Origin of the sequence: Pontibacter fetidus (assembly GCF_010119545.1) — a bacterium.
In the GTDB taxonomy this organism is placed as follows: Bacteria; Bacteroidota; Bacteroidia; order Cytophagales; family Hymenobacteraceae; genus Pontibacter; species Pontibacter fetidus.
Genome location: NZ_JAAEAA010000006.1, coordinates 124,317 through 137,728, shown reverse-complemented (window position 1 = coordinate 137,728; position 13,412 = coordinate 124,317). Strand labels below are relative to the sequence as shown.

12 protein-coding genes and 1 pseudogene are annotated in these 13,412 nt (G+C 45.2%); 10 read left to right on the top strand and 3 right to left on the bottom strand.

From position 1 onward, the window contains the following. Window position 1: 1 nt before the first annotated feature. The 3 genes and pseudogenes from GWO68_RS06410 (at window position 2) to GWO68_RS06400 (ending at window position 3,004) form a co-directional block, all read left to right on the top strand. On the top strand, window positions 2-979 hold the full coding sequence (locus GWO68_RS06410; RefSeq protein WP_162345592.1) for an electron transfer flavoprotein subunit alpha/FixB family protein: 978 nt from the start codon (window positions 2-4) through the stop codon (window positions 977-979). Window positions 980-996: 17 nt separating this feature from the next. Next, window positions 997-1,602, top strand: a complete 606-nt coding sequence (locus tag GWO68_RS06405) for a bifunctional nuclease family protein (RefSeq protein WP_162345591.1) — start codon at window positions 997-999, stop codon at window positions 1,600-1,602. Window positions 1,603-1,703: 101 nt separating this feature from the next. After that, window positions 1,704-3,004, top strand: a pseudogene (locus GWO68_RS06400) (NupC/NupG family nucleoside CNT transporter). Window positions 3,005-3,748: 744 nt separating this feature from the next. On the opposite strand, the gene GWO68_RS06395 reads toward GWO68_RS06400, so the two are convergent. Further along, window positions 3,749-4,546 carry an ABC transporter ATP-binding protein gene (locus GWO68_RS06395; protein ID WP_162345590.1) on the bottom strand — a complete coding sequence of 266 codons (798 nt, stop codon included), beginning with the start codon at window positions 4,544-4,546 and terminating at the stop codon, window positions 3,749-3,751. A gap of 11 nt (window positions 4,547-4,557) precedes the next feature. Next, window positions 4,558-5,289, bottom strand: a complete 732-nt coding sequence (locus GWO68_RS06390; protein ID WP_202923688.1) for an MlaE family ABC transporter permease — start codon at window positions 5,287-5,289, stop codon at window positions 4,558-4,560. Window positions 5,290-5,405: 116 nt separating this feature from the next. Here GWO68_RS06390 and GWO68_RS06385 point away from each other — a divergent pair, with 116 nt between their 5' ends. The 6 genes from GWO68_RS06385 to dnaN all read left to right on the top strand — a co-directional run bounded on the left by GWO68_RS06385 (window position 5,406) and on the right by dnaN (window position 11,784). Beyond that, complete coding sequence (locus GWO68_RS06385; RefSeq protein WP_162345589.1) at window positions 5,406-6,113, top strand: SDR family oxidoreductase; 708 nt, start codon at window positions 5,406-5,408, stop codon at window positions 6,111-6,113. A gap of 190 nt (window positions 6,114-6,303) precedes the next feature. Continuing rightward, window positions 6,304-7,014, top strand: a complete 711-nt coding sequence (locus GWO68_RS06380) for an SDR family oxidoreductase (RefSeq protein WP_162345588.1) — start codon at window positions 6,304-6,306, stop codon at window positions 7,012-7,014. A 127-nt stretch (window positions 7,015-7,141) separates the two neighbouring features. After that, on the top strand, window positions 7,142-8,059 hold the full coding sequence (gene gldA / locus GWO68_RS06375; RefSeq protein ID WP_162345587.1) for a gliding motility-associated ABC transporter ATP-binding subunit GldA: 918 nt from the start codon (window positions 7,142-7,144) through the stop codon (window positions 8,057-8,059). A 71-nt stretch (window positions 8,060-8,130) separates the two neighbouring features. After that, the gene (gldF, locus tag GWO68_RS06370) at window positions 8,131-8,859 is read left to right on the top strand and encodes a gliding motility-associated ABC transporter permease subunit GldF (protein ID WP_162345666.1); all 729 of its coding nucleotides are present in this window, start codon (window positions 8,131-8,133) and stop codon (window positions 8,857-8,859) included. After that, window positions 8,853-10,553, top strand: a complete 1,701-nt coding sequence (gldG, locus tag GWO68_RS06365; protein ID WP_162345586.1) for a gliding motility-associated ABC transporter substrate-binding protein GldG — start codon at window positions 8,853-8,855, stop codon at window positions 10,551-10,553. Before gldF ends, gldG begins: the two co-directional genes overlap by 7 nt. Window positions 10,554-10,659: 106 nt before the next feature. Beyond that, window positions 10,660-11,784: a DNA polymerase III subunit beta gene (dnaN, locus tag GWO68_RS06360; protein ID WP_162345585.1), complete on the top strand. Its 1,125-nt coding sequence runs from the start codon at window positions 10,660-10,662 to the stop codon at window positions 11,782-11,784. A 130-nt stretch (window positions 11,785-11,914) separates the two neighbouring features. Here the strand turns inward: dnaN and GWO68_RS06355 are convergent, their stop codons facing one another. Further along, on the bottom strand, window positions 11,915-12,976 hold the full coding sequence (locus tag GWO68_RS06355; protein WP_162345584.1) for an endonuclease/exonuclease/phosphatase family protein: 1,062 nt from the start codon (window positions 12,974-12,976) through the stop codon (window positions 11,915-11,917). A gap of 41 nt (window positions 12,977-13,017) precedes the next feature. Here GWO68_RS06355 and gldC point away from each other — a divergent pair, with 41 nt between their 5' ends. Next, window positions 13,018-13,359, top strand: coding sequence for a gliding motility protein GldC (gene gldC / locus GWO68_RS06350; RefSeq protein ID WP_162345583.1), 342 nt, complete (start codon window positions 13,018-13,020; stop codon window positions 13,357-13,359). The last annotated feature ends 53 nt before the right edge of the window (window positions 13,360-13,412 follow it).

The following is a 13,412-nucleotide window of genomic DNA, read 5'->3' as shown; positions in this document are numbered from 1 at the left end:
CATGTCTGTATTAGTATTTGTAGAAGGATTTAACGGAGAGATCAAGAAATCTTCGTTAGAGGCAGCCACTTACGGCTACCAGGTAGCACAGCAACTTGGCACTTCAGCTACCGCAGTAGCTATAGGCGAGGTGCACGAAGAGGCACTGGCAAAATTAGGCGAACAGGGTATCAGCAAAGTATTATATGATGCTGACAGCCGCCTGAACAATTTTGTGGCCGATGCCTATGTAAAAGTAATTGCAAAAGCTGCCCAGCAGGAAAACGCAAAAGTATTAGTGTTCTCTAACTCAAACATTGGTGCGGCCGTGGGTGCTAAGCTGGCGGTGCGCTTAAATGGCTCGCTGGCAACCAACGTAACTACGCTGCCAAAAACAGATGGTGGCTTTATAGTTACACGCAGCGTATTCTCCGGTAAAGCATTTGCCGAAGTAAATCTTACTTCTGATGTGAAGATCATCGCTGTTAAGAAAAATGCGCTTGAGATTGCAAATGCTGGTAGCGGCCCGGCAACCGTAGAGAAATTCTCTGCTGACCTGACTGATGCTGACTTTGCAGCTGCTCCGAAAGAAACCATTATGCAGGATACCAGCGGTGGTGTATTGCTTACTGAAGCTGAGATTGTAGTATCTGGTGGTCGTGGTCTGAAAGGCCCTGAGAACTGGCATTTAGTAGAGGATCTGGCGAAAGCACTTGGTGCTGCAACAGCCTGCTCTAAGCCGGTAGCTGACCTTGACTGGAGACCTCACCACGAGCACGTTGGCCAGACAGGTATCGCTGTGAGCCCTAACCTGTACATTGCTATCGGTATTTCTGGTGCTATTCAGCATTTGGCTGGTGTTAACTCTTCTAAAGTTATTGTCGTTATTAACAAGGATCCGGAAGCTCCGTTCTTTAAAGCTGCTGATTATGGCATCGTTGGAGACGCTTTTGACGTAGTTCCTAAATTAATAGAGGCCGCCAGAGGCCTTGACAAATAGACTAAGAAGGCTTAATTGTGAAAAAAATTCAATTAGAGATACTCGGACTTTCTTCCAGCCAGTCGCAGACGGGTTCGTTTGCGCTTGTGCTCGGTGAGAGAGATGGTAACAGAAGGCTGCCGATCATTATCGGTATGTTCGAAGCACAGTCAATCGCGATTCAGATCGAAAAGATAAACCCTAACCGCCCGCTTACCCACGACCTGTTCAAGTCGTTTGCGGAACAGGTTAATGTCAGTATTACCGAAGTTTTGATTTCGGACCTTAAAGAAGGGGTTTTCTACTCGAAGATCATGTGTACCGACGGCGATAAGGAATTTGAACTGGATGCACGTCCGTCAGATGCCATAGCTATAGGTTTACGTTTTGGTGTGCCGATCTATACGGTAGAAAGTGTGCTATCTGAAGCCGGTATTATACTCAGCGACCTGGAAGAAGAGGAGGAGGAAAGCGAAGAGGCAGCTGCTACCGTAAAAAGTGCAAGCACGGTAAGCAGTTCGTCTAAAGAGCCCCTGAATGAAACCTCGGTTGATGACCTGAACAAAATGCTGAACGATGCTCTTGAAAAAGAGGATTACGAGAAAGCTGCCAAGATTCGGGATGAGCTGAATAAGCGCAATTAAGACAACTATAATATAACATCAAAAGTCCTGCATTTAATAGGTGCAGGACTTTTTGTTTTATGACATTTATGGTTTACTTTTGACAAATTTTTAGCCATCTTATGTTTGATATTTTTAGAGGTTTAATAGGTCTTCTTGTCCTGTTATCTATTGGTTTTTTGTTCTCTACGAGCAGAAAGTCCATCAACTGGAGAATCGTAATCTACGGTGTTTTCCTTCAGTTATTGTTCGGGGTACTGGTAACTAAGGTTCCGTTAGTAGCCGATGGTTTTGCTTTCGTGAGCCGGGCATTTGTTAAACTTTTAGGCTTCTCAAACGAAGGTGCCCGCTTCCTGTTCGGTAACCTGGCCGATCCGTCGCAGAACGCCGGTTTAGGTTTCATCTTTGCTTTTAACGTACTTCCAACTATCATTTTCTTCTCGGCTGTTTCGTCAGGTTTATACTATCTGGGCGTGTTGCAGAAGATTGTGTATGGTATAGCCTGGGTTATGTCGAAAGGTATGCGTTTATCCGGTGCCGAAAGTTTATCAGCAGCAGGTAACATCTTTATGGGCCAGACCGAAGCGCCATTGCTGGTTCGTCCGTTTATTTCGCACATGACGCGCTCAGAGCTGATGTGTTTGATGACAGGCGGTATGGCTACACTGGCCGGTGGTGTACTGGCTGCTTATGTTTCGTTTCTGGGCGGCGACGACCCGGCACAACAGGCCATATTTGCAGCACACTTACTAACAGCTTCTATCATGAACGCACCAGCCGGTATTGTGCTTTCTAAAATGCTGGTTCCGGAAACGGAAGGAGACAAGATCAACACCAGGTTGGAGGTTAACCCGGAACAGATTGGTGCCAACATTATTGATGCTGTATCGAGAGGTGCTGCCGATGGTTTAAGACTTGCTGCCAACGTAGGCGGTATGTTGCTTGCCTTTATTGCTGTAATTGCGCTGCTTAACTATGCCCTGATGAAACTTGGTGCCGTTACAGGTCTTAATGAACTTGTAGTTGCCAGCACAAATGGTCAGTTTGATGGTTTCTCGTTCCAGTATATCCTGGGGCAGATCTTCCGGGTATTCGCCTTTATTATGGGTGTGCCGTGGGTTGATACACTGCAGGTTGGTAGCTTATTAGGTCAGAAAACAGCCATCAACGAGTTCGTTGCTTACCTGGACCTCGCCAACATGAAAGCTGAAGGAACACTTTCTACCAAGTCTGTTATTATGGCTACGTATGCGTTGTGTGGGTTCTCTAACTTCAGCTCTATTGCGATACAGGTAGGAGGTATAGGTGGTATGGCGCCAAACCAGCAGGGTAACACTCGCGTTTAGGTTTCCTTGCCTTGTTAGGTGCTTCTATTGCCTGTATGATGTCAGCTACTGTAGCTGGTATGCTTTACTCGATCTAAACTATAGTTTAAATAAAATAACAAGGCCTTCCGTTAACATCGGAAGGCCTTGTTGGGTTATAACTCTTTTATACCTCACCCTGGCCCTCTCCTTTTAAAGAGGGCCCCTACCCCCAAAACAGGGGAGGGAGTTTTGGCCTTTGCTATAGTTGTGGGCTCTAGTTTTATAGTTGCTGCTGGTCATCCCCCTGCCCCCTTCAAAGGGGGACTTTTCTGCCTTTGCTATAGCTGACTTTATAGTTCTATAGTTACTGGCATAGCACGGACAGGTCGCGACCTGTCCCTACGGAAATACCACCATGATAAAGGTCGAAGCTTATAGGTTCAAACTATAGCTACAGGTTAATTGCAGAAAGATCACAGTCTTTGGGTTGAGCGCCTTGTAGATTTCTGGTGCCGTAAGGCATTTCGAGGAACGAGAAAAAGAAATGTACACCGCGCGATGCCCGAAGACGGGGCCTCCCGGCCGTGAGGGCACCAAAGTATAGTTGAAACGATAGGTGACTAAAGCTCCCAGGAATAAAAGTAGTTTGAAAAGATAACTTAGTTCAATTAATTATAAACTCTAACTATAGGACACATAAGATCCCTCGGCTATGCTCAAAATGACAATTGATCAACTATAGCATCAGACGCTAGCAGGAGCTACGCACGCTGCTAGGTCTTGCAAACTATAGAACCAGGATTTCTCCTGACGGCTAAACAAAAACTGAACTATAGCCAGCTATAAAATATAAACTAACCTTACTTAGATTCGCGGTTTTCCTGGTGTTCTTCGCGCTCCTCTTCTTCCACTTTTTTGGCGTCGCGCATCAGGCGGTTAGCAAATATAAACTCGTTCAGTTCCCTGATGTCGGTATCCATAATCTCGTCGCGGGTGCCTTCCCAAAGCTTTTTGCCTTCGTACAGGAACATGATCTTATCACCGATCTCGATTACAGAGTTCATGTCGTGGGTTACGATGATGGTAGTGATGTTGTATTCCTCCGTAATTTCTTTGATAAGCTCATCTATTTTCAGGGCTGTCAGCGGGTCGAGGCCGGAGTTAGGTTCGTCGCAGAACAGGTAGGTACAGTTTGGGGCAATGGCACGGGCTATACCGACACGTTTCTTCATACCACCGCTCAGTTCCGATGGCATTTTTTTGTTCGAACCTTCTAGGCCCACACGTTTCAGGCAGAAGTTTACGCGATCCATGCGTTCGCTTTTACTCATGTCTGGTGTAAGCATTTTTAAGGGGAATTCCACGTTTTCCTGCACGTTCATGGAGTCGAAGAGGGCAGAGCTTTGGAACAACATGCCTATTTTGCGGCGTATTTCCTGGCGTATGTCCAGCTTGTTGTTAGTAAAGTAGGTACCATCAAAAGTAACGCTGCCAATGTCGGGTTTTACGAGGCCTACGATACATTTTAGCAACACGCTTTTACCGGTACCGCTGGCGCCGAGCAGCAGGTTGGTTTTACCTGTCTCAAAAACACCGCTTACCCCATCCAGCACCTTTTTATCGCCGAAGGTTTTATGTATGTTATGTATTTCTATCATGATGAGTCTGACTATAGAAGCAGTTCGGCGCAAACGTAATCCGCTATCAGTACGGCTATAACACTGTTGGTTACAGCGGTTGTACTGGCAGCTCCTACTTCAAGAGCACCGCCTGCGGTATTGTATCCTCTGAAAGAGGACAGGGAAGAAATCAGGAATGCAAAAACGACAGATTTAATAAGGGCGAATACAATGTTATAAGGAATAAAAGCATCACGGATACCGGTGATATACTCCTGCGCGGTAAGTGCCCCCGTTAACGTGCCTGCCACATAACCGCCTGCTATCGACAAAAACATGGCCAGCGTAACCAGCATCGGGAAAACCAGCAGCGAAGCCAGTATTTTAGGGAGCACCAGGTAACTGGCCGAATTTATACCCATCACTTCCAGTGCATCTACCTGCTCGGTTATCTGCATGGTGCCAAGCCCGCCGGCTATACTGGAGCCTACCTTGCCGGCCAGTACGATGGAAGTTATAGTTGGTGCCAGCTCCAGTATGGTCATTTCGCGTACCATAAAACCTATAGTTGAGCGGGGGATGAGCGCACTGGTAAGGTTATAAGATACCTGCACGCACGTAACAGCACCAATAAACGTAGATACTATAGCCACAATCATAATGGAATTTATACCTATTAGTATGGCTTCATCTATTGTTCTGTTAATGAGAATGCGCGGCGATTCGCCCCGCACTACCAGCGTACTCATGAATAAAAGATATTTTCCGAAATGGTACAGCATAGGGGTGGTTAATCTCTTTTAACGTTTGGGTTTAGATAAGTTTAGGCCAAAAATAGCCTTTTAATCCCTATCTTACGGTTTAATTCAGTAAACATATAAAATTTGACATATACCACATGCAACGATACATTTTAGTTACAGGCGGCACGAAAGGTATTGGAAGAGCGGTAGTAGAACTTTTTGCAAAAGAAGGGTTCCACATCATCACTTGCTCCCGAAACGAAAATGACTTACAAAAGTTGAAGTTAGAGATAGAACAGGCCTATACTTTCTCTAAAGTGTTTTACCAGCAAGCTGACCTAAGCGACCAAAAATCGGTTACTGCATTTATAAAATATGTACAGGGGCTTAAGGTGCAGGTAGATGTGCTGGTGAACAACAGCGGCCTTTTTATACCGGGCAAGGTTACCGAAGAGGATGATAAAGCGCTGCCATTTATGATCAACACCAACCTGTATAGCGCCTATTATATTACGAAAGCGTTTGTAATGGATATGATAAAGCGCCGCACCGGACATATTTTTAACATGTGCTCTACAGCCAGTATTACGCCTTATACAAATGGTGGCTCTTACTGCATTTCTAAATTCGCTTTGTATGGCATGACCAAAGTGCTGCGCGAAGAAACCAAAGAACACAACGTAAAAGTAACGGCTATACTTCCGGGGGCCACGCTAACGGCCAGCTGGGAAGGAGTAGACCTGCCACCGGAACGCTTTATGAAATCAGAAGACGTAGCTAAGGCAATCTGGGGAGCCTACTGCATGTCGGAAAACAGTGTGGTAGAAGAAATACTGATCAGACCGCAGTTGGGAGACATTTAGAGTTAGAAAGTTTGGAAGTTAGAAGGTTAGAAAGGTAACTTAGTTTAGGAGTTTGGGAGTTTGAGAATAGTAGCGGCGCAATATTTTCGTCTTAATTCCAGTAGAACCAACCATACAACCATTTAACCTTCTGCCATTAACCATTTAACAATTTAACTATTCAACAATACAACCATCAACTAATAAAACTATGGAATTACGAGGTAAAATTGCGGTAGTAACCGGCGTTAGTAAAGGCATTGGGTTAGCAACCGTAGAGGCACTTCTAGAAAAAGGTGCTATAGTTGCCGGCTGGGGCAGAACATCCCCTGAACTGCAAAACGATAATTTTCACTTTTTTGAATGCGATGTGCGTTACCCGGAATCGGTACAGCATGCGTTCGATCAAACTATAAGCCGACTGGGTGTACATGTTGCCGTACTGGTAAATAATGCAGGACTGGGAATAGGGGGTAAGCTGGAAGAGATAAGTATAGATGACTGGCACACCATGTTTGAAACCAACGTGAACGGAGTTTTTTACTGCACACGCCTGGTACTGCCTGAAATGAAAGAACAGGGCGAAGGCCATATCATCAATATTTCATCCATAGCAGGCACAACCGGTATCGAAGAAATGTCGGGTTACTGTGGCAGTAAGTTTGCAGTACGTGGCATTTCGCAGGCATTGTATAAAGAAGTGCGTAACTATGGCATTAAGGTTACCTGCATTTACCCGGGCTCTGTTAACACCAACTTCTTCGATAACTTCGAGAACATAACTGCCAAAGAGAACATGATGCGCCCCGAAGACATAGCCTCAACTATAGTTCATGCCCTGGAGTCTCATCCAAACTACCACCACGTAGATATTGAAGTCCGCCCGCTGATGCCTAAAGGCAGAATACAAAAGCAGAAGTAAATTTTTAAGATTAAAGGATAAGCAGGATTTTAGTAATTTTGAAGTAAGATTTACAGAATTAAGTCAGATCACAGAATTGTCAAAAAATAATTAGTCATTACTAATTCGTCATTATTAACTAAACACCTTGTCTGTAGAAGTAAAGAACCTTACCAAGATTTTCGGGTCGCAGCGCGCCGTAGATGATATTTCGTTTACTGTCGAGCAGGGGCAGATACTGGGTTTCCTGGGGCCAAATGGTGCCGGCAAATCTACTACCATGAAGATTGCGACCTGTTACCTGCCACCAACTTCCGGAACTATAGTTGTAAACGGCCATGACGTAGTACAGGACCCGATTGCCGTCCGACGCATGGTTGGCTATTTGCCAGAGCATAACCCCCTGTACCTGGACATGTATGTGCACGAATACCTGGAGTTTGTAGCTTCTATCTATGGCCTGAAAGGGAAACTGGCAAAAGCGCGCGTGCAGGAAATGGTAGAACTATGCGGTTTAACATTAGAGCAAGGTAAAAAAATAGGCGCTTTATCAAAAGGATACCGGCAGCGGGTTGGCCTGGCGCAGGCGCTGGTTCACGACCCGCAGGTACTTATCCTGGATGAACCTACCACTGGCCTCGACCCTAATCAGATCGTAGAGATCCGTTCGCTTATCAAACGCATTGGGCAGGACAAGACAGTTATTTTCTCGACACATATTATGCAGGAGGTCACGGCCATCTGCGACCGTGTGGTGATCATAAACCGGGGCAAACTGGTAGCAAACAGCGATGTAGCAAGCCTGCAGGCTGGTAACGCAAGAGCCAAGGTAACATTAGTAGAGTTTGAACAGCCTATAGCTATTGAGTTGCTACAAACTATAGCTGGCGTAGAAAACGTAGAGCCTGTACAAAACAATACCTACCGCGTAACATCCCGCCAGGATGCTGATATTCGCGCATCGGTTTTCCGGATTGCGGCAGAGCAAAACTGGCCATTGGTTGGGTTACGTCAGGAAGAAAACTCACTCGAACAGATATTCCAACAACTGACAAAAAATGAATAATTAGTAATGATTAATGAGTAATACTTTGCTGAAAATTATTCATTAATCATTCGTCATTACTAATTAAAATGATGCTCGCTATACTTAAAAAAGAATTTAACGGCTTCCTGAACTCGCTGATCGCTTATATGGTGATCACGGTGTTTTTGGTAGCTACTGGTATGTTCATGTGGGTGTTTCCGGAGAGCAGCGTACTGACCTATGGCTTTGCCGATATGCAGACACTTTTCTCGATGGCACCGTGGCTGTTTCTTTTCCTGATTCCGGCCATCACCATGCGTACTTTTGCCGAAGAGAAACGTGAAGGAACAATTGAACTGCTCCTGACCAAACCCATTACAGATCTGCAGCTTATACTAGGGAAATACTTCGCTGCGCTACTACTGGTACTATTTGCTTTGCTGCCAACGTTGCTTTATTATTATACCGTTTATGAGTTGGGTAACCCGGCCGGTAACGTCGATTCTGCCGCAGTGGTAGGCTCGTACCTGGGGCTTGTCTTTCTCGCGGGTGTGTTCTGTGCCATTGGCGTATTTGCTTCTTCCATCTCCAGCAACCAGATCATTTCGTTTATAGTTGCCTTGTTCCTTTGCTACATCATCTATACCGGCTTCGACCTGCTGGCATCTATTCCGGCGCTGGCAAGCTATAGTTATTTTATCAGCCAACTGGGCATTTCCTACCACTACGATGCCATCAGTAAAGGCCTGATCGACTCCCGCGATGTGCTCTACTTTTTAACAGTTATTGCCATCATGATCCTATCTACTAAACTTGTTTTAAGCAGCAGAAAATGGTAACGCAGGAGACGATAAAACCAACTACTAACCGCCGCCGCGACCTTACCCGCTACCTTATAGCTATAGTTGTATTGGTGGTTCTTAATATACTGGTTTACAATTACTTTTTCAGGATAGATCTGACCGAGGACAAACGTTATTCCATATCGCCGGTAACAGAGCAGATGCTGGGTAATTTGCAGGACCAGGTGGTGGTGGAGGTATACCTGGAAGGGGATTTTCCGGCTGGTTTTAAACGCTTGCAGCAATCTGTAAGAGAGACGCTGGATGAGTTCCGGATTTATGCCGATGGCAATGTGCGCTATACTTTCTTTGACCCCAACTCTATAACGGATGAAAAGAAGCGAGCTGAGTATATGCAGCAGTTGGCGCAAAAAGGCATACAGCCAACCAACCTGAAAGCGACCGAAGAAGGCAAACAGGTAGAACGTCTTGTTTTTCCGGGAGCTGTGGTAAAGTATAAGGGCAAAGAATCAGGTGTTAATTTTCTGAAAGGTAACCTGGCAGCCTCGCCCGATGAGCGCCTGAACCAGTCGGTGGAAGGAGTGGAGTACGAACTGGCCACCGCCGTGCGCAAAGTAGCTTTCCAGGGAAATAAGATTATCGGGTACATAACAGGGCAGGGCGAGTTGCCGCAACAACAGGCAACAGACCTGCTTGGCTCGCTACAGGAATATTATCGCGTTGCTTTAGGGGATTTAGATCAGATTCCGTCTTTACAAGGGTTGGATCTGATCATAGTTGCGAAACCAACAACTGCTTATAGTGAAGCGGACAAATTTAAGATTGACCAGTTTATTATGAATGGTGGCAAAGCAGTGTTTTTTGTGGATGCCCTGAATGCCAGTCTCGATAGCCTGGGAACCGGTGGCACCTTTGCCATGCCGTATAACCATAACCTGGACGACCTGTTCTTCAAGTACGGCGTGCGCTTTAACCCGACCCTGATCATGGACCTGAATTCCGGGTTTATACCTTTGGTAACAGGCTACACCGGCGGCAAACCACAGACCGAAATGCTTAACTGGCGCTTTTTCCCGTTACTGAACAAGTATAGCAAGCACCCGATTACCCGGAACCTGGATGCCGTTTATAGCAAATTCATCGGAACGATAGATACCGTAAAAGCGTCTGGTGTTCGCAAAACACCCTTGGTTTATACTTCGCGTTATTCGCGCATCATGCAGGCACCCGTTCCGCTGACGCTGGAAGAAGCTCGTATGGAAGTTAACCCGGAACAATACCAGGCAGGCGAGCAGGCCGTAGGTTATTTGCTGGAAGGTACTTTTACATCACTGTTCCGTAACCGACGTGTTCCGGAAGGTATAACTGCTACAACTATAAAAGAGGACGGAGTACCTACTAAAATTGCTGTATTCTCGGATGGCGACCTGATACGGAATGATGTGAACCCGCGCACCGGACAAGCCTACGAGCTCGGCTTTGACAGGTATAACAACATCAAGTTTGCCAACAAGGAACTGGCCATGAACACCATCCACTACCTGTTGGATTCAGAAGGATTAATTAACGTTCGTAGCAAGGAAATCAAGCTTCGTCCGTTAGATAAAGTACGTGTGCAGGAAGAGAAAACGTATTGGCAATTGCTTAACTTGTTAGCACCAATTGTACTGCTGGCATTGTTTGGGGTAACGCGGTATTACTTGCGCAAGCGGAAGTATGAAAAATTCTGAAATAAAGCTTAAATGCGAGGTAAAACTTCAAAAACCTTTATAACTATACTTAGTATAAATCCGAATTATTTTTAACTTTGCCTAAATAACATTATAGGGATATAGAATGAAATTTATTGTTTCTTCATCTGCGCTGCTTAAGCAGTTAGCCAGCATAAATGGGGTAGTAACCAACAACCCGGTAGTGCCCATCCTTGAGAACTTTTTGTTCGAAATAAGCGACAGCACACTTACTATCACAGCCAGCGACCTGGAAACTTCTATGATAACGGAGTTACCGGTAGAGGCGAAAGAGAATGGCCGTATTGCCGCTCCTGCCAGAATTTTGCTGGATACCCTGAAGAACCTGCCAGACCAGCCGGTAACTTTCACAATCGACGAAGAAACGTATACCATCGAGATCAGCTCCTCAAACGGCCGCTACAAACTGTCTGGCGAGAATGCTACTGATTTCCCGCGTGTACCGGTTGTTAAAGGTGGCAACGCGATCGAGATCCCTTCTAATGTGCTTTCACGCGCCATTAACAAGACCATTTTTGCAGTTAGCAACGATGAGCTTCGCCCGGCCATGACAGGTATTTTTGTACAGCTGCGTTCTGATAACGTTACGTTTGTAGCTACAGACGGTCACCGTTTGCTGCGCTACCGCCGTACTGATATTGCAACAAGCCAGGAAGCATCCCTGATCATTCCTCGTAAGGCTTTCACTTTATTAAAGTCTACATTACCAACGGAAGCTACTTCAGTTCGTGTGGAGTTCAACAACTCAAACGCGTTCTTCAGCTTCGATAATATCCGTATGATCTGCCGTTTGATTGATGAGCGTTACCCGGATTATGAGAATGTTATACCTGTACAGAACCCGAACAAACTGGTAATTGAACGCCAGGCGCTGCTAAGCTCTGTTAAGCGTATCTCTATTTACTCAAACAAAACTACCCACCAAATCCGTCTTAAATTGTCTGGTTCAGAGCTGCAGGTGTCTGCTGAAGACCTTGATTTCTCGAATGAGGCAAATGAGCGTTTAGCCTGCCAGTATGAAGGCGAAGATATGGAGATTGGCTTTAACGCCAAGTTCCTGCTTGAGATGCTGAACAACATGGATTCTGATGAAATAGCATTTGAATTATCTACTCCGAATAGAGCAGGATTACTGATGCCAGTTGCCAACGAAGAAAACGAAAATGTTTTGATGCTGGTAATGCCTGTAATGCTGAACAACTACGTATAAGGAGTATATTTCTCCTAACGCGCAGAAGGCGGGCCCATAAGCCCGCCTTCTGTATTTTATAGCAACCTATAAGGCACAAAAAAAGATGCACGCTGGCATCTTGGACTTATTTTATACTTGCTCTCTTCTCTTACTTTACAACTTTAACTTTTATAAACACCGGGAAGTGATCAGAGAAACCACCCATGTAGGTGGTTCCCGAAAAAGTGGTGCGTGGCGTGTTTTTATACTTTCCAAAAGTATATTTCAGAAATTCCGGGTCATGTATCTCAGCTGAACCCATCACATATTCCAGGCCTTTGCTGTCCAGCATCCCTTTCGATACCATTACCTGATCCAGCATCTTAAAATCGCCCCGCTTAAAATAGCTGCCTAAGCCCTGCACGTAGTTAATATAAAACGTATTGAACAGTTCGTCTTTATAGTATGGGTTTGGCCTGCCGTTGGCTTTCAGGGTTTGCTGTAATACTTTAGACTTTGGCTCTTCGTCAAAATCTCCCATCACTATAATGTTAGCATCGGGGTTGGTTTTTAGTTCGGCATCTATTTGTTGGCGTAGCTTTTTAGCTGCGGCTTGGCGGTTTCGGTTGCCCTGGCGGGTGTTGCCATAGTTTGGTGGCCAGTGGTTCACGTAAATGGTTACCGGTTCCCCAGACATCAAGCCCTTTACCTGTACTATATCTTTGCCTTTAAAATTCTTTTGCGGGTAATTCACTTTCACCAGTTTCTGGTAGGTAGGTTTAAAGCGCTTCGGGTTATAGAGTAAAGCAACATCCAGCCCCAGTGGGTCTTCCGATTCAAAATGGATCACCTTATACTTCTTTTTCTTTAACGGGGGAGTAAGCACCAAATCGTCGAGCACTTTGTGGCTTTCAGCTTCTGTTACACCAAGTATGGCAGGGCCATCTTTACCACCTATAGTTGCTATGGCCTGTGCCATGTTCTTAAGTTTCTGCTGGTAACGGGCATCGGTCCATTTCATGGGGCCGTTAGGTGTATAATCCATGTTGCGGGCATTGGCTTTGCTGTCGTATAGTTTCTCGAGGTTATAAAAGCCAACCGCATATGTTTTGTCAGACCTGGTTAAAATAGCGGAGCAACCGGAAAAGAGCATAAGGGTAAAAAGCGTAAAGAGTGTTTTTATTCCGTGGCGCATCGCGTAACTTTGTAGGTAATATATGTAATCAGGCATATTACGAGATTTAGATACTATAAAGTTTAAAAATTAGTAAAATGAAGAAGTCAGAAATATACTTTAGCATAGCACTGGATGATCAGAAGATACCGGAAGCCATTAGCTGGCGCGCAACTGATGCCGGAGAAAAGATCCATTTTGCAAAAGCCATTAACATTTCGCTTTGGGACAGAGATGAAGCCGGTACCATGAAGATAGACCTATGGACAAAGGACATGCCGGTAGATGAGATGAAATACTTTTACATTGATACTATCGGTGCTATGGCGCAAAGTATAGCTACAGCTACCAGCGACAGCGTAATGGCCCAGAAAATGAAAGCGCTTTGCGAAGACCTGATGAATCATGTAGAAGCAGAACGCCAGAAGAACAATCAATAGTATGTGCTATAATAAAACAAAAGGGCCGCTATAGTTAGCGGCCCTTTTGTTTT

Excerpts from the sequence above, each read along its gene's own strand:
- GWO68_RS06380 (WP_162345588.1), top strand. The coding sequence starts at position 6,304 with ATGGAATTACGAGGTAAAATTGCGGTAGTAACCGGCGTTAGTAAAGGC.
- gldC (WP_162345583.1), top strand. The coding sequence starts at position 13,018 with ATGAAGAAGTCAGAAATATACTTTAGCATAGCACTGGATGATCAGAAG.
- GWO68_RS06390 (WP_202923688.1), bottom strand. The coding sequence starts at position 5,289 with ATGCTGTACCATTTCGGAAAATATCTTTTATTCATGAGTACGCTGGTA.
- GWO68_RS06410 (WP_162345592.1), top strand. The coding sequence starts at position 2 with ATGTCTGTATTAGTATTTGTAGAAGGATTTAACGGAGAGATCAAGAAA.
- gldG (WP_162345586.1), top strand. The coding sequence starts at position 8,853 with ATGGTAACGCAGGAGACGATAAAACCAACTACTAACCGCCGCCGCGAC.
- GWO68_RS06355 (WP_162345584.1), bottom strand. The coding sequence starts at position 12,976 with ATGCCTGATTACATATATTACCTACAAAGTTACGCGATGCGCCACGGA.
- GWO68_RS06395 (WP_162345590.1), bottom strand. The coding sequence starts at position 4,546 with ATGATAGAAATACATAACATACATAAAACCTTCGGCGATAAAAAGGTG.
- dnaN (WP_162345585.1), top strand. The coding sequence starts at position 10,660 with ATGAAATTTATTGTTTCTTCATCTGCGCTGCTTAAGCAGTTAGCCAGC.
- GWO68_RS06385 (WP_162345589.1), top strand. The coding sequence starts at position 5,406 with ATGCAACGATACATTTTAGTTACAGGCGGCACGAAAGGTATTGGAAGA.
- gldF (WP_162345666.1), top strand. The coding sequence starts at position 8,131 with ATGCTCGCTATACTTAAAAAAGAATTTAACGGCTTCCTGAACTCGCTG.